Genomic DNA, 24,365 nt, shown 5'->3' with positions numbered 1-24,365 from the left:
CTCGATTACCGCTGCGGCTGCATACGAGGCGATGGAGCCAGGTTAACGCAGGGGCAGATTACCAGCTAGATTTCTCGGTCTAGGTTGAGCTTCTGCGAAATTCATTGACAACCAAAGGCTGTTGCGGAATATTCCTTCCATATTCTTCTGCTCTATTTTCCTGGTGACGCCAATGACGTTCATCCAGGGATGCGATGCTTTCGTGGCCAGTAGATTTGTTGGGAAAGGCAGGCTTATTCCTCAAACATCTGCGCATTAGCTGCCTTTTCACGGGAGTAACGCGATAGCCGGTCGGTACACTTGTTCCGCTGGTTGTCGTGCTCGCTGGGTAGATGCCGTCGAAAAGATCATTCGACCTACCAACGTCAAAGCAGCAGCGATTGCCGTCCTCTTCCGTTCACCTTGTACGGTTGGAGGCATGAGTTGCGTCAACCAGAGTGCGTGACTGAGTGGTATACAGTCAATGGCAACCTGTGGGTGGCGGGGCTGGACTGCAAGTATCGAGCGACAATCCCGCAGACGAACCTTTACGTCAGACGCAGCGTAGATGGCTAACTGGCGGCCTCGTTGATTTTCGCAGTTACCTCACTTCGGATGCCGAGGTGGGTAAATGGAAGAAGCCATTCTCTCATGCCTTAAGGACTGAGCCAATGAAGCGACGTCAGTTTCTTTCTGCCACCGCAGCTTTGAGTGCATTTGTTTTGGCGTCGCATAAAGCGCTCGGGCAAGAAGGCTTGACAAGGGGTGCAATAGTGATCGGCGTCGACATGGTCGTCGGACTTCCGAAACTCACTGCGACTGACAGCGCCAAGGCGGTGGCGACCTGGCTTGGCTCGGAGAATTTCGAGGTTAAGCTGCTTGCCGATGACGCCGGCAAGGTCACGTTGCAAGGGGTTTTTGACGCTGTTGTCGATTTCGTCAATCGCGGCAACATGGATATGCTGGTGATCTATTTCGCTGGGCACGGGTTCATGAGCGGCGACAACGAGTGGTGGATGTTATCCGGTGCTCCTGTCAATCCGAATGAAGCGATAAGCTTGTTGGAAAGCGCAGTGCTGGCGAAGGACTGTGGGATCCCTAATGTTATTTTCATCTCGGACGCCTGCCGCTCCTCGCCCGACAGTTTGAACGCCGGCCGAGTGCGGGGCGGCTTCATATTTCCGAACAATGGACCTTCGACGAGTATTGCAGATATCGACAAGTTCATGGCGACGCGCGCCGGTGGCTCGGCGTTTGAGTTGCCTGTCGCCGATAGCGTGCGCCAGGGCTATCAGGGAATCTTCACGGCCTGTTTTCTTGAGGCGTTTCAGCGGCCGGAAACGGATATGGTGCACACTTTGCCGGGCGTTGGTGTGGTGGTTCCAAACCGTGCTCTCAAAAACTATCTCAAGCGAGAAGTCTCCCGCCGAGTTCAGCAACAGTCGATAACCTTGCGGCAGCTGCCCGATGTCGAAGTGACCTCGAATGACGACGTGTACATTGGCAAAGCGCATGTCGTCACGCAACAAACGTCGTTCGACATTAAAGTGGTTCCGTTGAACTCGGTCGTCGATCTTGCTCTGGAAAACATTGGAGCGAAATTTAACAATGATGCGCTTTCGTCATCCAATCTATCCGCTAATGTATCCAAAACCGATGTCTCCAACTATTCGGTGACCACGGGTTTCGACGCAACTAAGGATCTAATCCTCTCTTCAGTAGCACCCTTGAGCTTTGAGTCACAGACCGGTTTCTCAATCATGGGAGCTGTTGCTGCGGAGGCTTTTGCGCTGGGTGGCAGCAAAGCAACGATCACCCGTGGTGGCAGCGCAAACCAATCTGCTCTTGTGAGGATCGACCTCGCACCTGGAGGTCCGGGTGAGACGGTGGTCATTCGTTTCGCTGATGGATCTGGAACTGTGGTGGCTGCCATAAAGGGATTTGTCGGTAACATTGTCGTCTCTGAGGCGGGCGTCAGCAATGTCAGCTATACCCCCTCTAGCAACAGTTCGCGATGGTCCGAATATGCGAGCGAGGGCAAACGTTTGAATGAACTACACGCGGTCGTAGCGTCGGCTGCGTCGCTCGGTGCCTTCCGTATCGAAGGGGATCGGGCAACCCGCGCGATCAAGGGTAGAAAGATGGGCGACGACATTCGCGTTCTGAAATCTGTAGACCCGACGCTTGGCGTTTATGCCGCCTATGCCTATTGGGATGCCGATCTCATCGAAGATGTTCGTTCAGTCTCGCAGTTCATGAGCGGCGACTTAGAGCTGGGTTTGTTCGATGTGGAAATGCTTGCGTGGAAGGGGAGAATAGCGGGTAAAGTGGTCCCTTTTTGTCCCATGCTAACGCAGGGATGGGAATTCTTGCGCGTGTTGGGACTGTCTTCGCCGCAGCTGGACAACCTCAAGAGCCATCTGAAGCCGTCGTTGTGGACGACTTTTGACACCGCAGGGATGGACCACCTGGTGGTATCCGCTCAAAACATACCTTGAAACTTGGGAACTGTTCCATGATTAATCGCCGTACATTTCTGACGGTGGCGTCGGCCATCGCCTGCATGCGAGGTATGAAAGCCGAGGCCGCAACTCCATTGCGGCTCGTGTTCATCCACGGCCGTAGCCAGCAGGGCCTGGATCCGGTGGTTTTGAAAAAAACGTGGAGCGACGCGTTGATATCCGCGCTGGCGATACAGAATCTCAAACTCCCGGCTTCTATTGATATTGAGTTCCCTTATTACGGAGATGCGCTGGACAAATTCGTCAATCAATCGAAAATTCAAGTTGCTTCCCAGGTTCGCGCCCGAGGAAGTGTTCAGCAGGACGATTTCTTGGCATTCCAGGCGCAGGTTGCAAATGAGCTCGTCGTGAACGCGGGCGTGAGTGATGCGCAAATTGACGCCGAATACGGAAATAATCCAAAGACCCGTGGGCCACTGAACTGGGAGTGGGTACAGGCGATATTGCAGGCGCTTGATAAGAATGGCGGCGGACTAAGCGCTGATGCGATCGAGGCATTCACGCGCGACGTGTACCTTTATATCACCTCCGATCTGGTGAGAGACCAAATTGACAAAATCGTTCTGAAAACGATGAACCGCGAACCGACGATCGTAGTTGGCCATTCACTGGGCTCGGTCGTTGCTTATAACGTGCTGAAGACAAATCCAGATTTCAAAGTCCCGATGTTGGTAACGATTGGCTCGCCGCTGGGCATAAGGGCTATCCGGACGCCTCTCAGCCCGATAGGCTTTCCAAGAAGCGTCACCAGTTGGTTCAACGCATACGATACCCGGGATGTCGTGGCGCTAAATGCCCTGGATAGTGCCAATTTCGCGGTTCGGCCACCGATCGAGAATTATTCCGGTGTCAGGAACGGTACATCCAACCGGCATGGGATCACCGGATATCTTGGTGACCCGACGGTCGCTCGCAAAATTAACGAAAGTTTTGTGTAGATCGTGAGCAAACAGACGTGGGATGGATACGCCAATGGGTAACCGGCCCGCTTACTTCGTGTTCAAGAGCTGGCCGGATCGATGCGAAGGTGCCGACGGACCTGGAACGCTTGCGCTGGACAGCCTCGGACTGTTGATCTTCCAAGATCACACCCAGCGGCTTATGCGGAACATCGCCAGTGCGCCGTTTTCATCCACTGTTCCCCGAGTATCATCGTTTTGACTCGGAATATGAGGCGACCATAGCCCCAAGCGGAACGGCTTGCCCGGGCAGTCGTCCCGGATGCCGCACGTTCCGAGCGGCGCTGCGCTAACCCTCCTGCGCTGCCCTTTTAACCGGTCAAGCCGTGCGCGAACTGGCGCCGGCGCGGGAGCGCCTTCGCCTGGTATGCTCATTGCTTTGGAGCACCTGGGCCGTATGGAAATCGCCATCAACGGCGGGCTGAGGGGCGTCGGCCGCGACGATCTCGGCAGGTGAAGTCCCGCGCCGTGAACGGCATCGCTCAGGATATCAAGCTCAACAAGGCCCTTTGGCTCTTCGGCGAAAGGATGGCGGCGCTGAAGGGCGCGACCAGGCAAGCAAATGCGCCGCCGAAACAGGCGGCGCAATGCCCTCGCGCTCGGTCTTTTTGTGTTTGCAAGGTGAGAGCCTTGGCCACCGATGCTTGCCGGCTGACTGCCCGTCACAGCATCAAGCCACCTCAATAGAATAGAAGCGTTTAACTAATTGATATGGAGCAAATACTTCCAGAGTGGAAGCTGTCAATCCCAACAGCCTTAGAAAATATCGATCAAGAAGAGCCGAGAGAGAAAGGCAGGCCCAGATCTGAAACAGGAATTTCGCGCACTTACTTTGGATTAATGACGATCCTGTGCCAGAGGAGGTCGGGGCCGAAGCTAAGTTCCTAAAGGACAAGAAGTATGTTTCCGGGGCGCTGCGGAGAGACATATATCTTCTGTATGTCTGTATTATATATTTCGCTTTACTACTTGTGTAAGTTAAAATATTTGCTATGATGCAATCATATGTAGCATGGTTCAATCGCCTTCGCCTTTACTATTGTGGAATGGCATCCCTTCGGATGCTTGGGAGGGACGCTGCGACGTCGGCCGTTTTCTACAGGACGGCGAACGGACCCTACTGATTCTTATCTCGGCTGCGGTGGATGCTCGTGGGATTCAAGAACCGGTCAAGTCAGCCGCAGTGGAGCGCTGATAGGGGGAGGCATGCGATTCCAGATCTGGTTATTAAGTGTGCTATTGGTTTTGCCTGGGGCGGCGTCCGTTTCAGAGCTCGCTGACGCGGTTCACTATAAAGGTCTGTGCGAGGCTTCAGCCGCCACGTGCATAGATGACAATCATTTCGTCGTTGCGAGCGACGAAACAAATATTCTGCGGCTTTATACGAGAAATGACCAGTCCGAGGGAGTCCCTGTCGATTTTCAGGGCACAAGTGGATTTGACAAATCCGACGTCGAAGCTGCCGCCCGAGATGGAGACGTCGTCTATTGGATTAGCTCGCACTCGCTTAACAGCAGCGGTGAGGACAAGGACAAGCGCAAGAATTTCTTTGCCACAAAGGTTGTCGCCGCAGGCAATTCAGTCAGCTTGAAATGGGAAAGGGAATTCCTCCGGCTTCGCGACGCGATCCTTGGCGTGATCGGCGACAGGAAATCCGAGCTTAATATCGAGGGACTGGCGACGGCTCCAGGTGGGGCGCTGTTGATCGGCCTTCGCGATACAATCGACGACAAAGCTGTGGTGATCCCACTCACCAATCCTGCCGAAGTTATCAGCCATCCTGAAAGAAGTGCCGTGCTTGGAGAACCCTTCCGCCTGGATCTCGGTGGGCTGGGTATCCGCAGTGTCGAACGGGTTGATGACCACTACCTGATCGTTGCCGGACCAGTTTCCGATGAAGGACCATTCGCGCTGTACCGCTGGCTTGGCGGGAAATCATCGCCTGAGGAGTTGAAGGCGCCGGGATTCGGGTCGTTGCGGCCGGAGGCATTAATGCAGATCCCTGGCTCAGGGATGGTTCAAATCCTCAGTGATGATGGCTCGCAGACCTGCGACGACGAAAAGACTCCGCTTTCGCAAAGAGCGTTCAGAAGTACCGAAATCAAGCTCGGTAACTGAAGCAGCAGCATTCGACGGCATTGCATTCAAGAACGGCGATCTGTGCTCAGATTTTGCCGAAGAGGACGCGTTGCCTTCACGCCACCCTAGACCCTTACTTTAGGAGAGTTCGATGAGCATCAAAGAAGAGATCAAGTGGTTCAAGACCAATTTCGCGTCAGACATTGTCCCGGCGCTGGCCGGAACGCCCCTGTCTTTCGACTTGATCTGCGCCATTGCGTTTCAGGAGTCCGGTGAACTCTGGAGCAAACTCCGACTGCACCTGCCGCGTGTGGAGATATTGAGATTGTCTGTCGGCGATACGCTCGACACGCCGAACCGTAGCGCCTTTCCAAAGAACCGGGCCGAACTTGTCGATGCGAACCGCGGTGGGGAAATGTTCGACTTTGCACATGGGCTGCTTGGCGAAATGGCCGAAGCCACCGGTATCGAGGCGTATCAAAGGGTGGCGCGGCGACCGGAGAAGTTCGTCCACGGTTATGGCATCTTCCAATATGATCTGCAGTTTTTCAAAACCGACCCTGATTTTTTCCTCGAGCAGCGTTGGCAGAACATCGACGCCTGCGTTGACAAAATGGTCACGGAGCTCAAGCATGCTCTCCGCCAACTTGACCTTGACGATAAGCAATCGCTGACGGATCTGGAGTCGGCGTTCACTGCAATCGTTTATAATACGGGCTTTGGCAATTTCAGGAAAAGTAAGGGTCTTCAGCAAGGGCATTTCGACGGAACGCATTTTTATGGCGAGAACATCGACCAGTTCATCAAGATCGCGCGGGAGATTCCAAACCCGGCGACAGGGGAGGCTCCTGGCCATATCATGGTCGCCGCCGCGGTCGTTGCTGAACCATCGATTGTAAGCATTGCCAAGGCGGAATTCGATCGGTTCAACGGTATCGATGAAGGCGACGAGCCGCTGCGAGGACACATCGCAGATTATTATGAGGCTGGGGGCGGCAGCCGCGATCTCAATCCCACGCTCAATGACAATGCGTGGTCCGCCGCGTTTCTATCCTTCTGTGTCAAGAAATCAGGTGCGACGCCGCAACAGTTTAAGTTCAATTTGAGTCACAGCGTGTTTGTTCACGCCGCCATCGCAAATGGTGACGCGCATACCGGCGTATTCCGCGGTCATCGTATCACTGAATATGCGCCGCGGCTGGGAGACCTTATTCATCACAATCGGGATGGTGCCACGCTGAGTTTCGACTTTGCCAAGCGGAACACTGGTTACCCTTCGCACAGCGCCATCGTCGTCGGCTTCGAGACACGCAATGGCGTGCGGCATGCCGTGACGATCGGCGGAAACGAGGCCATTCCTCAGGGGACCGGCACAGTCGGAAAAAAGTTCTTCGCGCTGGACGTTAACGGCTTTCTGGATCAATCGGAGATCAGGTCCAAGCTTATCTGCGTTGTCGAGAACCTGCTGGCGGCCGGCGCGCAGGCTGTGGTGCCTGGCGCGTTTGTCGTCCGGGTGCGGACCGACCTCAAACTGCGGGGCGGGCCTGGACCGGAGTTTCCGATCATCAAGGAACTGCTCGACGGCACGCCTCTCAATGTCCTTGAATTCGAGGAAAACACGAGGGGTCGATGGGCGCTCGTAGATCTCGAGGGCGATCGGGTGAAGGATGGGTTTGTATTCGCAAAGTTCATCGAGCCTGCAACGGTGTGAGATGACGCTGTGCGCTCTTCGGCCGCCCGAAGAAGCCTGACGGTATCGGGCCGGATGCATGCGCAGCGCCGAGGGCCTTAGACCATCATATGATTGCGTCCCTTTGTCATAATGAGAGCTGTCGCGTTGCGAGGTGGGGGTTATGCAGATTGCCGATCAGGAGAGGGTTGTTTCAGATCGGATTGGTCCGGTATGCGGAGATCAGGTCAGTGACGAACGGTTTTAGCCAAAGCATATTGCTCGGAGTGGCTCTTCTTGCCACCCAAGCATGTCAGGTGCCGCGGGATACGAGGATCATTGTTCGCGATCCTGATGCGTCTCGCAAAGCTGTTGACATTTGGCTGCGTGAACCTCGCGATCCAGCTCTTGTCCACCTGTCAGACTACGCTCTTCTTGCGGCGGCGGCCTATAATGCGAGGCTGGCAGGGGGCGCCTATTGTCCAAGTGTTGTGGTGCCTCGACACCGTTGGAAACAACTTCCCGACTATTTGGAGAGCGACCCAGTAGTTGAAACTCCCGGCGGCCCTATTAAGATCAGAGGACTTGGCTATCAGCTCTGGCGCGATACGGAGGCAACTGGCCGAATACGGCTAGCGCTTGTTTTCCGGGGGACCGATCTCGGTGATTTCGGAGACTGGATTGCTAACTTGAGGTGGCTGACGCGGCTAAATCCCTTCACACGCGACCAGTATGCCCAGACCCGTGATCTCGTTGAAGCACTGACAAGCCGTGTAGATAAGGACTTCGGCCCGAATGCTGAGATAATAGCAGTTGGGCACTCGCTGGGTGGCGGGCTCGCTCAACAGGCTGCGTACGCCTCCCCGCGCATACACACCGCTTATGCATTTGATTCCTCACCTGTCACAGGCTCGACGAGCGCGGACCCAAGAGTAAGTGCCGCCAACAGAAAAGGCGACGAGATCTTCAGGATCTATGAACGGGGCGAGGTTCTTGCACCCCTCCGTTCAATACAGCGGCAACTAAAACCGATCGGAAAAAACAACCCTAAGGAGACGGAACTCCGGTTTAATTTTCGTTCGACGTTCCGATTGGGTAATCCCGGTTCGGGTCCATTTAGCCAACACAGTATTAATCAGCTTGCCTGCGATATCATCTGTTGGGTCGATATGAAGGGCGATGAAGACCAGTGCGGCCCGGCTGTACCATAACACTGAAATGTATGCGGTTTCTGCAGTGATGCAGGCACGCTCGTGCACCGGCGGACCCACCGAGGAGGAGATTATGACAGCAAGCACCGTGAATGCCGCAGCCCGTCGGCTGATGGATCCTGCCACGTGGCCCGCCGGATGGCTCGTCCTCCTGGGGCTCGCTGCGCTAGTTCTTTGCTTTTGCCTCGCGGCCGCCTCCGGACCGAATGTTGGGGAGGTCACCAGCACGGAATGCGGGCAAGCCGAGACAACAGTCAAACAGAGCCTGACCGAAGCTGAAGCCGCTAACGACCGGGCCGGTATCCTGCGCATCGTGCGCGTGATGCCGGGGGAGACGGAGCCCGGCCGGAATATCTGCGTCCTGGTGGCCGGCGTCGTCTCCAGGGAAACGGTGGAGGAGCGGGGAAACAACGTCAAACTAATGCAGGAAGCGCTGACCGCGAGCCAGGCCAGGCTTACAACGGCAACGGACGAAGGCAAGCCGGCCAGCGAGATCACCCAGTTCCAAAGCGCTATTGACAAGGCGAAGACCGATCTCCGCACGGCGAAGGCCGCGTATGCGAAGCCGCTCGATCCGGTGCCACTCTCTGTCTTTCTCAATGACAAGCTGGCCCCATTTCTCAAAGTGCAGGCGCACGCGACTGACGCAGTGCAGCGGCTCTACTTCCCCCTGTGGACGCCCGAGGACGCGACTGACCCTGCGGCGAAGTTTTGGCAGGAACTATTGAGCGAGGTGGCATTTGCCGAGCCCTTGGGCAAGCGTCAGGTCGATATCGGTCTGTCGCACGCCGGATCGACAGCGTCCATCCCCGAGACCGCCCGGAACGGCACCATTGACCAGATCACGATGTACGTTTTCTCGCTGACCCCGGTGCTCGTCGGATTGCTTGCGTTGGCCCTGTTTACCGCGGCTTTCATCGCATATGCCGCGCGGACGCCGCTCCTCCGCGACAACAGCTTGACCTGCCGAGATCTTTTGTATCGGCTCGAGGCAGTGAAGCTCGAAGAGAAGCGACGGCAGCGCGAGTTCGGCCTCGCCGAGACCGACCTCGCCGCAGCCCCCGGCGACCCGGACAAGTTCGCCGCCTACACCGCCGCACGGAGTGCCCTCGTTGCCGCCAGAGCGGAAAATGGCAGACTAGAGACGGTTCTCGACGTTGACCCTGCGCACAGAAACGCAAGGGTGCAGCGAATGAGGCTGGAACACCTGCTCATCAAGCCGCAGGAGGAGGTCGCGAGGCTGCAGGCCCGACGGAACACGGCGCAGGCAGCCCGCGATGCGGCTGGGAAGACCTTCGACGAGGTAAGCGGCCTGACCGCTGCGCAGGCTGCGCTTGACCAAGCAGAGGCTGCCCTCACTGCCTCGCCCGGTGCCTCGACGCAGGCACGCGACGACGCCAAAGCCGCAAGAGATCGGATCGTCTCGACCAATGAAACTCTGATCAAGGCAACCGAAGCAGAGCTCGAGACTGCAGGCACGGACATCAAGGAAGCTGTATCGGGTATTAGGCAAAAGCAGGCCGGAATTGACCAGGTCGCGCAGCAATTGAAGGACGCCGAGAAAGCTCTAGATGACGCGCAACTTGCAGTCGACCCAGCGGCCAGCAAGGTGGCCGATATCCAGCGGAATTACCCCACATCGCAATTTGCAGACCGAGCCACCGGCCCCTACAGCCTCGGCCGCACCCAGATGGCCTTCTGGCTCTTTCTGGTGATAGCCGGCTATATCTTCATCGCCATGAGCTTCGACCTCTACTACGGCCTCCTCAGCAACGAGATCCTGTGGCTTCTGGGCATCAGCGGGGCGACCGGTCTCGGGTCTGTCCTTATCAATGCCGGTACCGCCGAAGGCCGCACATCTCGCGGCTTCGTTAGCGATGTCCTGAGTGTCGATGGCGCGCCGCAACTGCAGCGTATCCAGGCGATCGCCTGGACTCTGATCCTGGGGGCGCTGTTTGTGTGGACCGTCGCACGCAACTTTCGCCTGCCTGTCTTCGACCCCACGCTGCTCCTGTTGATGGGGCTGGTGAGCGGGCTTTACCTCGGCTTCAAGGCTCAGGAGGAGGCGAAGGGGGAGGCCGCCAAGGGAGACGCAGCCAAGAACGGGAGCAAGAGCGGGGGAACGCCCTGAAGCGACCGACGCACTGGAGGTGGCGCGCGTGGCCCTGCCGCGTGTGTCGGCTCGGGGCCTAACAGCCTATGTTGCCGGAGAAATCATCGGCGACTGGGGTTCCGATGATGAAGAGTGGTGTCATTTTACCGCGCTTGATGCCACCAAGGTCGCGCTAAACGCGCCTTCACCCTAGATGCTAGCATGACACGATCGCAGATTGGATGACTCCGCCGACGACACAACGCTCGCCTCACCACAGGCATAGCCAGGCGTGCAGCCTGGCTGCGATCGCTCCGGACCAGCGCTTTTCCGCCCCGCGTTGGCCGTTGCCTCGACCGCCCCATAGGGCCGGTCATACGTCTCCCACGGATCGACAATGTAGTAACCGGATCATCAGTTCGATTCTCCTCAAGAGCTAGAAGCTCTTCATCTCGACCCCCCTTTTGAAACATCGCGAACTGCGTTGAACGGCAGCCCATTGCAAACGCAGGCGGTAGACACGCGCTCGCAGAGTCGATCGTCAGTCGGGCGGCCGATCTAAATTCGAACCATCCTCACCCGGCGGCTGGCCGGGTTGGGCCTGGGACGGATCAGCACCCGCATGTTTCGGGTAACTCGTTTGCGGTTGGCTGCAGAAGCGGGTTTCGCGTTGCGCTTTCCACCGGCCCCGAAGCGCAGGCACTCCAATCAGATGATGGACGGCATAGGGGTATCGACTCCCTTCATTTCGGTCTCATCGATGTCCGGCGAGCTCGAAGTGTCCCGCGTTGGCCGGCGCAGAAGCTCCACTTGCGAAGTCGGCCCCGCCCTGCGAAGGTGCGAGGTACGTATCGGCCAGCGAGGTAGTCCAGCCTCTGTCCAGCCTGCCTCGCCCTATATAATTATCGAAAAGGGCATTGTGTCGTCGGATCCTGACTCTCCAACGCCCACCTAACGTCCCACGGACCGCAGTCGTTGCTGTTGCTTCCTGACCTGAGCTGCTTTTGACAAAGGGAAGCATGGGGCACGAGGGAGTCGAGCATCCGTTCCGTTGTTCGCGACAGTTGCCATGAAAGCGGTAGATCAAACATCCCGTGATCAGGGTCAAACGCCCGGAAGGCCGTTGTATCCAGATAAATCGGAGCTCTAGGAAGCCCGCATGGCAAATTGCCCCATGACTCACCGATCTCATGGACCAAAATGTCATTCATATTCTGCTTCCACGATCCTCGGATCGAGGTTATGCCCGCGATCACGGTGGCTAGTGAGCCATAAACCTCGGACCGCGTCCTACCTTCAGTCCCGTTAATCTGGATGGCATAAATTTGAAAAGGCTTGGCGAGGCAAGGGACGTCAGCCGTGCTGCGGACACCCTGAGGGCAAGGATCGCGACTACGGGCTTGGTGCAAAGACGTCAGGAGGCTGTAAATTGCGCCCGCCCCGTTGTTGTCGAAATAACCGCCATCCACAAATCGCAGCACCTCAGTTCGCTCAATGTGGTTTTCGCTAGAAGGGGGACCTGGAGGTGATCCCGGCTTCGTGTAAAGTACGGACCTGGCATACGTTCCTTCCGGTGTTACGATGGGGAATCGAGCACTGAGACCCACAGCGGTGCTGACGCGAATATCGTTCGGATAGCTTCCGTGGAGGTCGTTCAGAGAATAATCGGTGGCCGCCTCGTAAAAGTCGCCGACAACACCGAGATTCAATCGGAAAGGTGCGACGCTCACCGGGCCGTAACCCGTCAGATCGTATGTATTCAAAATGAGCGCGGGTGCCATTCCATCTGGCCGCCATGCCTTATGCATGGGGAGGGAAAGTAGGCCGCCGGAGGGTTGCCCTGACCAAAGACGTTCAATTGCGTCATCGAACACGCGGCCCCGATCCAGTGCAGGGATGGAGAAAGGCAGCACCGACGAGAAGAAATCATAAAAGAGAGTGCCCGCCATAAGGGGCGTCAATATCTCCTGTCCAAGAATTTTGGTTGCTCGCTCCTTGAGCCCCTGATCCTTGACGGCGTCGAAATTGCACGCGCTGAGAGGTTGGACAGCTTCCGACGCCAAACTCGCATAAACGGCGGCTCCGAGCGAGCCGCCGGAAACTCCACTGATGGCGAATACATGTGGTCCAAAGCGCGGGCACGTATCCTGTAAAGCTCCCAATACCGCTGCGGTGAAGTATGCAGCGTACAGCCCACCGCCCTCGGCGGTCACAACGAATACGGGGTAGGGGCGATCCTCATAGGCTTCGAGGTCCGGTCGATTGCTCAACCACTCAAGAAAGGCGCCGTCAGCTAGAGGATGGTCAGGGGCTGAACCGCCTCCGTCCTTTCGAATTTCATGATTTCTATTCCAGCCCAAAAGGGTAAATGCGAGCCCGCATAGAACAAGCAAAGACAGAATTGGAATACCGGATATCCGACGCAGATGACGGAGGTACATCGATATTGCCGCGATGCAAGCAAGCCATGCCGCAAACACGGAGATCGCCGACACGAAGCCGGGAAACTGCGCGCGTGGTATGACATAGTATATGAAGAGAACAGCCACGACCGCTGGAACGACGATGTTCGATCTATGTCTCGCACCTTTAGTTCGGGAAAGACAAAAAATACCCACCGCCAACGCCAGGGCGAGGCACAATGTGTAGCGCTCAAGCCTGGTCAGCGCCTCAGTTGGATTTCCGTAATCACCTAACTCTGGAGACGCTGTTGCTCTTGCAATTGCAAGAGCGATGCCCACAAGCGGCAAAGCCGACGCGACAGCTATACTTAAATCAATCCACACGGAGCGGAAATCCGTCTGTGAAGGCGTCGTGCGAGCGCCACGTCCTGGTTGCCTTCTAACAGCCTGAACTGTGGCATAAAGCAATTGGGAGGTCGCAAGGCCGAGGATACAATACGTAAAACCTGCAAAAAGTATCCGGCCGAGCGCCAGGTCTAAATCCTCTGCCGCGCTTCGTAAGACCTCAAAAACCGCGTCGCCCAGCAAAACAGGCGCAAACAATCCGATAATGCAAAAAACACAGGGCCAAAAGAACTCTCGAATTGTATGACCGGTAGGAAGCCGCATCTGTTTCAACTTGCTAAGAATTTCCATGATCTCTCCTAAAGCACTTTCCAGCTTAATCATGGCCGATTGGACTAACTCGAAATCTAGCCGATCCGTCTCCCATACGAGAAATCGTCCGGGAGTGATTGCATCGAACCAGAGAAGCCGAAGCCAGCTCCCGCTTGCTCGACTACGCGGTTAGTCGCTGCGTCAACCGCGGTGCCCGGCCTGGGTGTCCAAGGACGAGCCCGGTCGAGATTTCATCGTCCACCAGATCAGAGTCGTATGTCGCGCTCGGAACGGATCTCTGTCACAGCCTTGGTGGTGTCGACCAGGGATTCAGGGCCGACCGGTCGGGTAACTAGCTCGGGACGACTAATGATGTCGGCATCCGAAAGCAGATCGAAATTGAGATCGGTTTTCCGGGCAAGCTCGGCAAGCGACACCTGATAGATACGGAAGGGATCGAGATCGAGGCTCTCAAGATCGTTGAGCAGCTTTTCCTGAGACAGGATGAAAGCTGCACATCGCAACCGATCATCCTTGCCGAGATAGGCGATCATTTTCCAAAATGATCGAGGAATGAGGGCATCCCTGTACTCAATATCTTCCGTTCCGAATACCGGCCCACCAACGACCGAGAGCTTGAGGTCCTTGAGGTCGGCCTGGTCAAAAACGAGATTCTCGAGCTCACCCCACAGCCCCTTTCTGGATGACTGGTTGAAACGCTCGTGCTGCGGCGCAATATTGGTGAAATAGAACGAATCCCGATTGGCCTGTTCCGCTTCCGCAACGGGTCCCCAGCAGACGTCGGCGCGGCGCGCAATATGTCCACGGTCGACGCGGTTCTCGAGATAAAGCGCATCTCCGAATTGGTATTTGGCATCGATCCTCGGATCGATCGAAAAGCCGCGGCGTGGCAGTGCCACCATCCTCGAGCCATCTATGTTCCAGGCGACATAGCGCGCCATCCGGCGCTTTGCGCTCAGGCAGACCGAAAAATGCGTGTAGGGTATCGTTTGGCCTCGTCCGAAATTGACAGCGTCACGCTTCTGCGCGGCAGACAGGCCTGGCTCCGGGACGGCTGCTCCAAGAAAACCCGCATCGTAGCCTCGTCGAGCCACGATACTCTGGATCTGGACTGCGGTGGGCGCCGTGGTCAGTGGCTCCAGGACGAAATCGAGTTTCTTCTGGATGGAGGCTGGGTAGCAGGCGAGCGCGTGCTCGTCGCTCGTGCCATTGGTCTCCCCAGCAAAATGGAGGCCGGCAAAAATGTCGGTGGCCTTGCCTTTGTCGAAGATGAGCCACGCCGATCCGGAATCGCCGCCCTTGCTGATCTCGCCGTCTGCGGGAACGTCCTGAGGATCGGGACCGATTTCAAAGCAGCCGATCGCCTGTTCGCCCGCGGGGATGCCGTAGTTGATCTTGGCCATGACGTCGACGCGACGCACGACGCCTCTGGTTACTGCGGTCGTCCGCCCGGATTTGACCACCTTGTCGCCGAGTGCGACGCGCGCCATTCGAGCCGGCACCACATTGAGTTCGAAAACCGAGCGGTCATACCCGCGTTGCTGAACTTTTGATAGCGCGCAATCGCCGGCCGCGCCCAAATGGCTGCGGAGCAGGGTTCCCGCGACGTTGAGCGTGATATTGTTGTCATCGTAGGGCCCGGGCTGAACGATCTGTCTCCGATCTTTCCGACGTTGCCGTTGAGAACATGCCAATTGGACAGCACGCAGGGCGCTCCGGTCGCGCGATCGAAAACGATCAAGCCAAGCGTCCCAGCAGTTTCAGCGGTATGCGCGATGCTGACACCTGGCCGGATCGGATCGAGCCTCTGGCGGCGCAGATCAATTTGTTCCTCTGCGACAATTTCGAACGACGGACGGAAGGCGCGCTGCAAGACATCCGTCGGGACCATCTGCCCTTCGACCTCGATTGCCTCAGGAATGCGGCGGCTGCCGAGTGATTCAATCGCAGAATCTCCCTTGGTGCCGACCGTGAATTGAATGCAGATCGGGCCGTCCCCATTCTTCAGGCCGATCCCTACCGATGTGACGTTGGGATCCTGCAGATAGTCAGCGCCTTTGGCGCGGATGTGTCTGCGTAACGCCTCTTCGGAAATCCCCCCCGTTGATTGCCGGCTTCCACGAGTAACCTTTGCCATGACTTGCCTCCCAAAGTGTTGGTTGCAGATGTATTCGCGCTGCGGCATCAATCCGGGTCGCGTAGAAGGTCGTAGGAATTGCGAATGACCCGGTAGGAGCCGAGCTTTTGTATGATCGCCTCCATATCGCGAAGATCCGTATCGTCCTGCCGGTTGCCATGGCGGGGCAGGTGAGCTGTGGATTGTTCCAGGCGCCGCGGACTGCGTGCCACAAGAAGTTGCGCAAGCGATGGCGCCGCGGCGCAAGCATCGCGATGATCTGTGAAGGCAGAACCCGAATTGCCATGACCCCTCCGGACAAGACATAGGTAAGACTGCTTGAAGGCGTATAATCTGACGGCTATCTATAAATCGCGGTAGCCCGACCGCAGATCGTTGCCGAACGACCAAGTCTACCCTGCCGCTCCAGCCATTTTAGCGTACTTTTTTCTTGCAAAAGCTCTGAGCGAGCATTCCCCAGAATGCAACCGAAAGTCAAGGCCGCAACCGACGTTGGCATCATCAAGGGCTGAAAAGCCTGATCACTCGGCACCGCGGCCAGCGTCATAAGTGCCGAGCGCATTCAGAAGCACGTCCTCATCTGGATCGACAAGATTCTGCAGATCTGCCCAGAAGCGTTGCGCACGCCGATCGTCCGACAGGAAGCCACCAAGTAAGGGAAGCGATCAGAACGTGGTCGGCGTCGAACTCGTCGTTCGAAATCCCCTTCGGCTTCAAAGTTCGGATCCCATAGGAGCGCGCTAACTTCCGTTCCTTTTGGAGGTCGTCCGATGACGACGATGAAGCCAGATGCCACCCGGCCAGATCGATCAAAGCGTCAACCGGATAGGGCTTTTGCAACCAACCGATCGGCGACGCTGCCGCACCTCTTGCGCGTTTCGGCGTTAGCATGGGCGGAGGCGAAGATCGATCGGAGGTCGAGGGTAGCATGGAGATGTCATGGCCCCCGAGCTTCTGAAGCAAGCAGGAGCCGCGTACGAGGGGTTCACGGAAGTTGCCTGCGTGTCAGTACGTACCAGTATCAATTACCGGAAGTCGTTGCACGAGAGCGCCAGTCAGTGGGCTCGCGGTTGGCGATACAAGAAGCCGAGACACGAGATTTTCGACCGCGCTTCTGCCTTGCAGGTCCAATGCTTTCCCGAGCATGTCCAAAAGCTTGTTCTTGTTGTCGTATAGAAGGAGAAGTTGCTCGAAGTCCCGCGCCGCCAAGACGCCCTGATATTTTGAGTGAAAATCAGAATAGATCGAGGAGGGGTCGGTTTTAGCCGTAAGCTCAGCGTAAATGCGCGACAACTCATTGATGTTCTTGGCTTTCGCGCCGACTGATTTACCGGATTGCCAGATAACATTGCTGGTGTGTCTCAGGCTAACGCGGTCCGCGTCGCGTCCTGCCGCTTCAAAGACGTCACTCGTCAGCGTGTCAAAGCGGCGCGTCGCCTCACGTTTGTCGAGCTTGAGTTCCTCGGCCAACGCAAAGAAAACTTCGGGCGCGAGAAGCAAGTTTTCGACCTCGTGAACGGGAAGTGTAAAAATCCCCTCCTCAAGAGCACCGTCCGCCGCTGGATGGCGATTGTCGCGATCCACCAAACCGGCACAATGCAGCCAATGCAACTCCTCCTGCTTGCGGAAGCTGCGGACAAACTGGATCACCTGGCCGCAAGATCCGGACGGGATGACGGTGAAATTGCCATAGATCGCCCTATAGATCGTCTCGTCCAGGCCGCCTTGTTTCCCTTCAACAAACAGGATTGGTTTGCGGCTTCCGACCATCCGCACAAGAAGATCGCGCGGGAGCTCAGTCGCCGAGGGCAAGGGCTCGATCGTCCACATTGCCGGCGTGTCCTCCTCAAGCCGAGTTCGTGTGCGAACAAGCACCTCCTTATAGGTCGCCGGCACATAGTTTAGAACGGCATATAGTTGAGCGCTGCGACGGGACGCCGCGAAATCGATGTCATGTGTCACATAGAGAAAAGAGCAGTCCGGTCGGGCGCGCTCGACAAGGTCCCATAACCGCACAAGCAGCGAGCGGTTCATGTGCAGTTCGGGTTCGTCAACAATCAGAAGGCTATCGGTCTCGATCAGTAGGACCTGACCGAGAATATAGAGAACAAGCCTCTCTCCATCGCTCATCGCGGACGCTTCGTATGACTCGCCATCGCCATCGAGCCTGACCGCCCGGACGGTGGCTTCCGAAAACAGAAGGCTTTGGCTGGGGATCAACTCATGCCAAAGCTCTTGAAGTCTGTCGATCACGGTAACCGGTCGAATGGAATTTTTCCGCCCCTTCGATTTTTCGTGCGCAAGTTCCAATGCCCGGAGGCGTTCGGCAAAGAGGGCGACAAGTACTTCATCGTAATTATGCTCCATTGATCCCGGCGAGGCCTGGACGCGCCGGCTGTCACGGCGAAGCAAGCCGATGGCTCGTTCGTACCTTTCCGAAAAAACTTCATCCGGGAGCTCAAGTGAGCGTTGTGCCCCGATACGATAAGAGGCTCCTGTCTCCTCAAGATTATCGATGTGGATGCCAAGGCGACTCTTTCCAGTACCGTTAGGTCCGAGGAGGATGATAGGCCTTCCAGGAGCAGGCTCGATGCTGCATTCACCAGTCGGCGTGAGGGATACCAATAGACATGGATTACTCTGGTTTTCGGTGTGACAAGCAACCCATACCCCGCAAGCAAGCGTGCAGGAGCTACGTAGCGCAACTATCTCCGCGATTTTTGGACCGGGGTTGGGAGCCGATCGTCAATTTCTGACCGCGCCTTTGAAAACTTGATTCAACGCTGTGCAACAATATGAAGCAGGCGCCACCATGACGCCTGCTCATGGCTTCAATCATCCATCTCGAGAGTGCGATATTCGCCGCTCTCACTGTCGTAGACTTCCACTTCAACGGATCCACCGGAACGTTGAATGCTTTGGACGTCAACGTCGCGGTATTCACCGGACCCGTGGTCGTAGATCTCAATAGTCTGGCCGGATCTAACAAGATTACCTTTACCGATCTCGACTGAGGCCCCCGTTTCGTTATCGACGCCATCCCAGCCAAGGCAAATATTGCTCGAGGCGAAAAACATTCCAATCCGGTCTTGTGATTGGTATGGCACCCGTTCCCGTCAGTTCCGCCGCCGTGTGCGGTAGCCGAACTTGCTGATAGCGTAAAGGCAAGAAAGAGCGAATAGATTAATTTCATAAGACCCCCCTGAACGGCAACAGGTGTTCACTCCGCTGAAGTAAAGCGGCGTTGCCGTGCGAAATTTGCTTCCACCCGATGGATGTTTAACCGCTGATGCGTCTCTTAGTCGAGAGTAGGGTCGGACCTTTTCTGCACTTTTAGTTGTATATCCACCAGTATCATTAACCGATTGCTGGTTGCGGAACCTGAAACAGCCCGAGCGCCTGCGATGACCGGACGAATACGCGCGCTCTCTTAAGCCGAACCCTGGTCGGCGATCCATCCCTGGTGGACAAGGCGTTGGCCGGGGCGCGGGCTGGGATGGCATCGTGCGCTATCCAAGGGGCGGCCGCGACCATCGCGGGCGTGCATATTCCCGCGGAGAGCAAGGTGCTGATCGGCTACCGGCGAAGTTGTTCGATCGAAGCCATTTCGACGACCCGGAAATTCCACATCGGACGCGCCGTCAAGGTGGTGTTCGGTACGATCTTCAGCGGTTCCCCACGCTGCGCCTGGTCGTGGCGCTGGAAGAACTCAAGTTGCGCAAGGAGATCATCAATGGCGGGTTCGAGGAGTTCCCGGTGCTCTGGTGATGCGCGGACACCACCGGGATCCGTGATCTTTTCCGCAATTTGCCGGCCCGCCTGGCGCGCACTGGACAATTAGTCAACTATGAGGTCATCGGAGCCCGGAACGACTCCGTTCGACCGTCATCCCAGTCCCAGCCGACCGCCGCGACGAAACGGCGAACGCTCGTTACCCGGGGACATCGTAATCGCAACGACTATTCACTTACGCGCTATCGGGTCCACGGTTTCCAAGGGTACCCGTGGGAGTTCTTGAGCCGGTTCTAGCATTTTTGGTTGTCCACGATGATCGGATGTTCTTCAGCGCACACCAAGTTGCGCTGTGTAACTGCAATCTGGGTACTGCGTGCACCCCATAAAGCGGTCTCCGGTCTTGCTCTTTCTTTCGATGACATGCCCGACATGGCATGTTGGACATTGAGGCAGCGCCTCGCCGTCAATTGTCTCCAGTCGGAAGTTGCCACCGGCGATGTTTGCCAACTCGTGAATGTAACGTGATGGCTGCCGATCGTTCATCAGCAGGAAGACACCTCGGCTTGCCCGCGTTAGCGCGACGTAAAACAAACGCCGTTCCTCAGCGTATTCGAAGGTCTCTGGCTGCGGCATGACGAGGTTTAGAAGCTCGTCATCTTCAATTCGGCTGGGAACACCATATTCACCCTCGCTGACATCTAGCAGGATTGTGTAATCCGCCTCCAGCCCCTTCGCGCGATGAAATGACAAACCCGATACCTCGATGTTTTCAAACCGGGGGAGCCCGCCGGCAAACGGATCAAGCAGGTTATACCGCCAAAGCACCATGACCTTCAGCCGGGCAGCGCTGCTCGTGCGCCATTGGCTTGCGATCCCGCCGAGAAACCGGTCAAGCCGGTCCAGGAGCCGCAGGCTGGCCTTACCGAAGTCGGGCTTGCCTTGCTCGCCCGTTATCGGAATTGCTCTGATGGATCGCGCAATCGCCGGTCTGGCCGAGCGAACTGCCTTTCTCAGCTGAGCGGGGTTTCGCTGTATGAAGTTTGCGGCAGCATCGGCGATCACCTGATTGCATCGGTAGGTCGTCTCGAGCCTGCCTTGCCAGCTTGCGCCGAAATTTTCCTCGAACTGCGTGAATATGCTGATATCAGAGCCGGCAAAGCGATAAATCGATTGCCAGTCGTCTCCGACCGCAAAGATCTTCGAGAATGGCTTCTGGTGCTTCAGTGCTTTAATCAGATTGGCGCGGGAATCTGAGATATCTTGGAATTCGTCGACGAGGATGAGGGAGTAGGGGCTCTTATACCGGGCCTCCTCCACCAAACGGGTCGCGTTGGCGATCATGGCATCGAAGTCGATACGCTGGTCGTCTTCGAGCTTCTTCGCGTAGGCCTCGGTAATTTTCGAGATTGCCTGTGCGAACGTCTTGGCACGCTTCTTGTCGTGAAGGGAATTTGCGCGCTCAAGGAGCATTTCCAAAGTCAGATCGCCAGCACGGATATGCTTGATGCAGATGGCGATCAGCTTCTGGAAGTGTTTGATGACGATCGGTTCGACCGTCTTCAAGATTTCCTCAAGGCTGCGCTGACGGAATTGAATTTCTCGTTTGGAAAGCTCGGCCTCAAGCTGAAGGAGAAGCGTTCCATCGTTTGCCTGAGCTGATTTTGTCGTGAAGACGTCCAACTCTGCGCGGCTATAGGCAGCTAATTTGCTATCGGCATGTTCTACGTAGTCGGCAAATGGCGAGGAACCGTCGCTATCGATTGCGAGATGCTCATGGATGGTATTGCTTGCCGGGTAATAGAAATCGGGATGCACATGCCTGATCGTCCCGTCTTCGCCTTCCGTGGCGATCTGGCGCTCGTATTGGAACTCGACCGTATTGAGCCACAGCCAGTTCGCTATGGTCTGCTCCTGCAGTGATTTGACGTAGACCCCGCCGAGTGCGCCAATCGACGCATCACGACCACGACGGCGCGCTGAGATGTAGCGGTGATAGTCCGCATTGCTGTCAAAAACGGACGCTGGAATATCGGCTTGCGGATATAGCACGAGAAGGTCAATCCAGACCTTGGCAAAGCCCGCGTCCGATTGCATCAAGTCTTCGATGATCTTTGCGATGACCCGTGCTTCGCCAGTAGGGTGGTCCACCCAATTCGCCAATTGCGGTGGCCTGGCCTCCACCAGTTCGATGATACCCCGACCGAGAGCGTGGAACGTCGTGACCTTGCACTGCAGATCCGCTGGCTGGACGCCAAGCTGCTGCGCAATTCGTTCCCTCAGCTCTTCAGCTGCGGCCCGATTGTAGGCGAGGACAAGGATTTCCTCCGGTTGATACAGTCCCTTGTCCAGCACATAAGCGACCTTGCCGACCATCGTCGCCGACTTGCCTGACCCTGCGGACGCGATGAGGAGATTGCTGTCCTCAAGGCGAATACAGGACTCCCTCTGTTGGTCGGACAATGATCGGCCATCGAGATCGTCAAAGAAGGGGGCGTATCTGGTGAGCTCGGTCGCAACAAATTCATTATTGTACTGATGGCGCCGGTCGGGGTCGGTCAGGAAAAACAGGGACCGTGGAAGATCGGCTTCCATGGCCGCGGTTAAGCCGTCGGCGTCGAACAAGGGATGGGAGAGTGCTGCGGCGGCCGGGCCAGAAACACTCGCGATGGCTTGCGCCAGATCTGCCTGTGCGAGGTATTGCCGCTTCCCCTCGATCAATGGCTCGAGTTTCGCATCGACCTCTTTCAAAACCTCTTGATCCGACCGGATCAGTTCGAGCAGGTAGCGATTGATGAACCTGTGAAGGTCCGTCGCGAGCCGAGTAGCGGCGTCCTCGCCGAGGCACGACAGAGTTTCGACATGACTGCATGTGCGGATTTCGACCGTGTGCCAAAGCAGCGCCTTTTTGATACCGATGGCGGTAATGTCCAGGCATAGCAGTTCGGCCCGCGTTCCGGTGTGGAGTTCGACGGAAGCCGAGGTCGCCGTCGGTAGCCGGAGCTTCCATCTGCCGGAGGGAAACAGACGGGCGAAAAGGCCGGGCCGATAGGTGGTGTAGCGGTTGAAAATCACGGGTCGGCCATCGCGCGAGTTGTCATTTCAGTTGGCTTCCCGCGATCATGGACGCTTTTCTCAGCCGCTGGCATTGGCCTTTTCTTGGATTTTTACGCATCGAGAGAGGAGTTCGTCGAAGGTCTCGGCCTCATCGAGAAGAAGGCCGTCTTCAAGCATCCGCGAGTAGTCCTGTTCGAGAGCTGTCCTCCCTGCGCCGGAGGGCGTCAGCTGCAGGCCCCTGCCCACAGCCGCTTCATAGTCAATCGGCGTTTTGTCAGCCGCCTTCTCAGCGAAAAACATCGATTTATGCTGCGCCACCGACTTTGCCAGCTCGCGATCAGCGATTGCGCTGTCGGCGACGCCTATATCGTCGAGACGAGCGATGTCGTGCCAGTGGCGTGAAAAGCGCTCCCCGCGGAGGCGTTCCTGCAGGCAGAAGACGTGAATTGCTGTCGCCTTTTCCCAGAACGTGCGTTCGGCATGCATGACCCGCGGTCGCGCGTTGGGAAATTCGATGCCATCGACAAGGCCGGCAGCGTCGCATGAAATGTCGCGAACGCTTGCCGGTTCGCCGGTCGATCGAGCCCCAAACTCCAGCATCACGCTTGGAGCGACATAGCCGGATCCTCCACTAATTGCCTCGTAGTCGATGAAGAGCCTGTCGGCTTCGACCCGGACGGTGGCTGGAAGCGACTGGGCGCTGAGCGCATCGGCAACGAGCGGGCGCACGGTCTCGGATACCCAGACCGGCAAACGCTTGCGGACTTCGCTCGACCAGCGCTTTTCTTCGCTTCTGGTTTTCGGCAATGCCTGCTCGTTCTCGCCCACAAGATCATGAGCGAGCGTGCGGATATCGTAGGTCAGGTATACATCTTCCGAAAACCTACGGATGGCGTTGTAGGCTTTCGAGAGGGACGTGCCGCCCTTGAAGACAAGGTGGTCGCCAAGCGCCGTTCCGTAAAGGGTCTGCAGTGCCCACACGACCCACGCGTCCTTTTCCAGGAGGTGGATAGGCCGCCTGGCTTTCTCCGCTGCGATCGCAAGGACTTCGCGTCGATCTTCTCGGGACAGTCGTAAAAACTGTTCAGCCATGAGCGGCCTTTCCTACACTGCGGGCAAGCCAGGTGGGAAACTGAGGGGCGGCGGCAACGAGTTCGCCGAACGCCTCTGCGGAGAGCTTCCGCTTGATGCTCGGAAGAGCCTCGTCGGCCTTTTCCGGACCGAGCCAGGCCAGCGCGCGGACAGCCAGGCCGGCAGGCTTGTTCGCCAAGGCAAGCTGCCAACGTGGCACGTGCTTCAACTCGACCGTCTGGCTGCCGACAGTCATGGTTCGGCTGCGACCGGATGTGAAGTATATGGACCGGATCGGCACCTGACTAGAAAGCCCGAGTGAGTTTGCAGCCGCAGCGCCATTCGAAACGATGACCTCGCCACGCTGGTGTGCAACGGCTTCGACGGCTTGCTCGACCGTCGGCGGTCGGCTCCCGAAACGGCTCTTGATCGCCTTGAGATAGATCCCACGACCGGCCCGGACGAGCTCGCCGCGTTCATATAGGCGCGACAGTGCCTGGTCTACCGCGGCACGGTTTCCCAAATGCAGGAGGGCCTTTGCGGACAGCGCTGTTCCCTCGGGCAGCTGTTCGGCATAGGCCATGATCTGACTTGTCAGTCGTTGCATATTATTTCTCCTGTCAGAAATATATGCAGCTTTCTGACAGTTTGCAATGTGGTGGCCCGTGCCTTTCTTCAACGAAGGTCTAATTGCTCACCTCGAAGGATCGGCAAGCGCAAGGCCGTGGTCTTTCCTTTGGTCGGCCGACATCGATAGGCCCCTGCGCGGCGGTGGGC

General features: G+C 56.9%; 15 protein-coding genes and 1 pseudogene. 7 read left to right on the top strand and 9 right to left on the bottom strand.

Annotation, left to right across the window (positions count from 1 at the left end; translation table 11 throughout):
• The first annotated feature begins 650 nt into the window (after positions 1 to 650).
• The 6 genes from FHX03_RS25780 (at position 651) to FHX03_RS25750 (ending at position 10,550) form a co-directional block, all read left to right on the top strand.
• On the top strand, positions 651 to 2,477 hold the full coding sequence (locus FHX03_RS25780; RefSeq protein WP_183856087.1) for a caspase family protein: 1,827 nt from the start codon (positions 651 to 653) through the stop codon (positions 2,475 to 2,477).
• A gap of 17 nt (positions 2,478 to 2,494) precedes the next feature.
• On the top strand, positions 2,495 to 3,439 hold the full coding sequence (locus tag FHX03_RS25775) for an alpha/beta hydrolase (RefSeq protein WP_183856085.1): 945 nt from the start codon (positions 2,495 to 2,497) through the stop codon (positions 3,437 to 3,439).
• 1,227 nt (positions 3,440 to 4,666) lie between these two features.
• The gene (locus tag FHX03_RS25765; RefSeq protein ID WP_183856083.1) at positions 4,667 to 5,578 is read left to right on the top strand and encodes a DUF3616 domain-containing protein; all 912 of its coding nucleotides are present in this window, start codon (positions 4,667 to 4,669) and stop codon (positions 5,576 to 5,578) included.
• 112 nt (positions 5,579 to 5,690) lie between these two features.
• Positions 5,691 to 7,250, top strand: a complete 1,560-nt coding sequence (locus FHX03_RS25760) for a DUF2272 domain-containing protein (RefSeq protein WP_183856081.1) — start codon at positions 5,691 to 5,693, stop codon at positions 7,248 to 7,250.
• Positions 7,251 to 7,459: 209 nt separating this feature from the next.
• Positions 7,460 to 8,419: a lipase family protein gene (locus FHX03_RS25755; RefSeq protein WP_183856079.1), complete on the top strand. Its 960-nt coding sequence runs from the start codon at positions 7,460 to 7,462 to the stop codon at positions 8,417 to 8,419.
• Positions 8,388 to 10,550, top strand: coding sequence for a hypothetical protein (locus tag FHX03_RS25750; protein ID WP_183856077.1), 2,163 nt, complete (start codon positions 8,388 to 8,390; stop codon positions 10,548 to 10,550). Before FHX03_RS25755 ends, FHX03_RS25750 begins: the two co-directional genes overlap by 32 nt.
• 863 nt (positions 10,551 to 11,413) lie before the next feature.
• On the opposite strand, the gene FHX03_RS25745 is transcribed toward FHX03_RS25750, so the two are convergent.
• From FHX03_RS25745 to FHX03_RS25725, 6 genes are all read right to left on the bottom strand, one after another.
• Positions 11,414 to 13,609 (bottom strand): patatin-like phospholipase family protein, encoded by a 2,196-nt coding sequence (locus FHX03_RS25745; RefSeq protein WP_183856076.1) that lies wholly within the window; start codon positions 13,607 to 13,609, stop codon positions 11,414 to 11,416.
• A 227-nt stretch (positions 13,610 to 13,836) separates the two neighbouring features.
• Positions 13,837 to 14,994, bottom strand: coding sequence for a DNA/RNA non-specific endonuclease (locus tag FHX03_RS34225; protein ID WP_210298720.1), 1,158 nt, complete (start codon positions 14,992 to 14,994; stop codon positions 13,837 to 13,839).
• 29 nt (positions 14,995 to 15,023) lie between these two features.
• The gene (locus FHX03_RS34220) at positions 15,024 to 15,728 is read right to left on the bottom strand and encodes a hypothetical protein (protein ID WP_210298718.1); all 705 of its coding nucleotides are present in this window, start codon (positions 15,726 to 15,728) and stop codon (positions 15,024 to 15,026) included.
• 47 nt (positions 15,729 to 15,775) lie between these two features.
• The gene (locus FHX03_RS25735) at positions 15,776 to 15,940 is read right to left on the bottom strand and encodes a hypothetical protein (RefSeq protein WP_183856074.1); all 165 of its coding nucleotides are present in this window, start codon (positions 15,938 to 15,940) and stop codon (positions 15,776 to 15,778) included.
• 793 nt (positions 15,941 to 16,733) lie between these two features.
• Positions 16,734 to 18,095, bottom strand: coding sequence for a DUF4435 domain-containing protein (locus FHX03_RS25730; protein WP_183856072.1), 1,362 nt, complete (start codon positions 18,093 to 18,095; stop codon positions 16,734 to 16,736).
• A gap of 464 nt (positions 18,096 to 18,559) precedes the next feature.
• Positions 18,560 to 18,805 carry a DUF5334 family protein gene (locus FHX03_RS25725; RefSeq protein WP_127431526.1) on the bottom strand — a complete coding sequence of 82 codons (246 nt, stop codon included), beginning with the start codon at positions 18,803 to 18,805 and terminating at the stop codon, positions 18,560 to 18,562.
• Positions 18,806 to 19,170: 365 nt separating this feature from the next.
• Here FHX03_RS25725 and FHX03_RS25720 point away from each other — a divergent pair.
• Positions 19,171 to 19,496: pseudogene (locus tag FHX03_RS25720) on the top strand (cytochrome); the annotation flags it as partial.
• 294 nt (positions 19,497 to 19,790) lie between these two features.
• Here the strand turns inward: FHX03_RS25720 and FHX03_RS25715 are convergent.
• Genes FHX03_RS25715 through FHX03_RS25705 form a run of 3 tightly spaced genes read right to left on the bottom strand, consistent with a single transcriptional unit; the run spans position 19,791 to position 24,195 of the window.
• On the bottom strand, positions 19,791 to 22,535 hold the full coding sequence (locus FHX03_RS25715; RefSeq protein WP_183856070.1) for a UvrD-helicase domain-containing protein: 2,745 nt from the start codon (positions 22,533 to 22,535) through the stop codon (positions 19,791 to 19,793).
• A 60-nt stretch (positions 22,536 to 22,595) separates the two neighbouring features.
• The gene (locus tag FHX03_RS25710; RefSeq protein WP_183856068.1) at positions 22,596 to 23,609 is read right to left on the bottom strand and encodes a nucleotidyl transferase AbiEii/AbiGii toxin family protein; all 1,014 of its coding nucleotides are present in this window, start codon (positions 23,607 to 23,609) and stop codon (positions 22,596 to 22,598) included.
• Positions 23,602 to 24,195, bottom strand: a complete 594-nt coding sequence (locus tag FHX03_RS25705) for a DUF6088 family protein (RefSeq protein WP_183856066.1) — start codon at positions 24,193 to 24,195, stop codon at positions 23,602 to 23,604. The genes FHX03_RS25710 and FHX03_RS25705 overlap by 8 nt, the downstream gene beginning before the upstream one ends.
• Positions 24,196 to 24,365 lie beyond the last annotated feature (170 nt).

This window comes from Rhizobium sp. BK456, from assembly GCF_014194045.1.
GTDB lineage: Bacteria > Pseudomonadota > Alphaproteobacteria > Rhizobiales > Rhizobiaceae > Rhizobium > Rhizobium redzepovicii.
The sequence above is the reverse complement of the archived record's forward strand: the minus strand, read 5'-3'. Positions and strand labels throughout refer to the sequence as shown.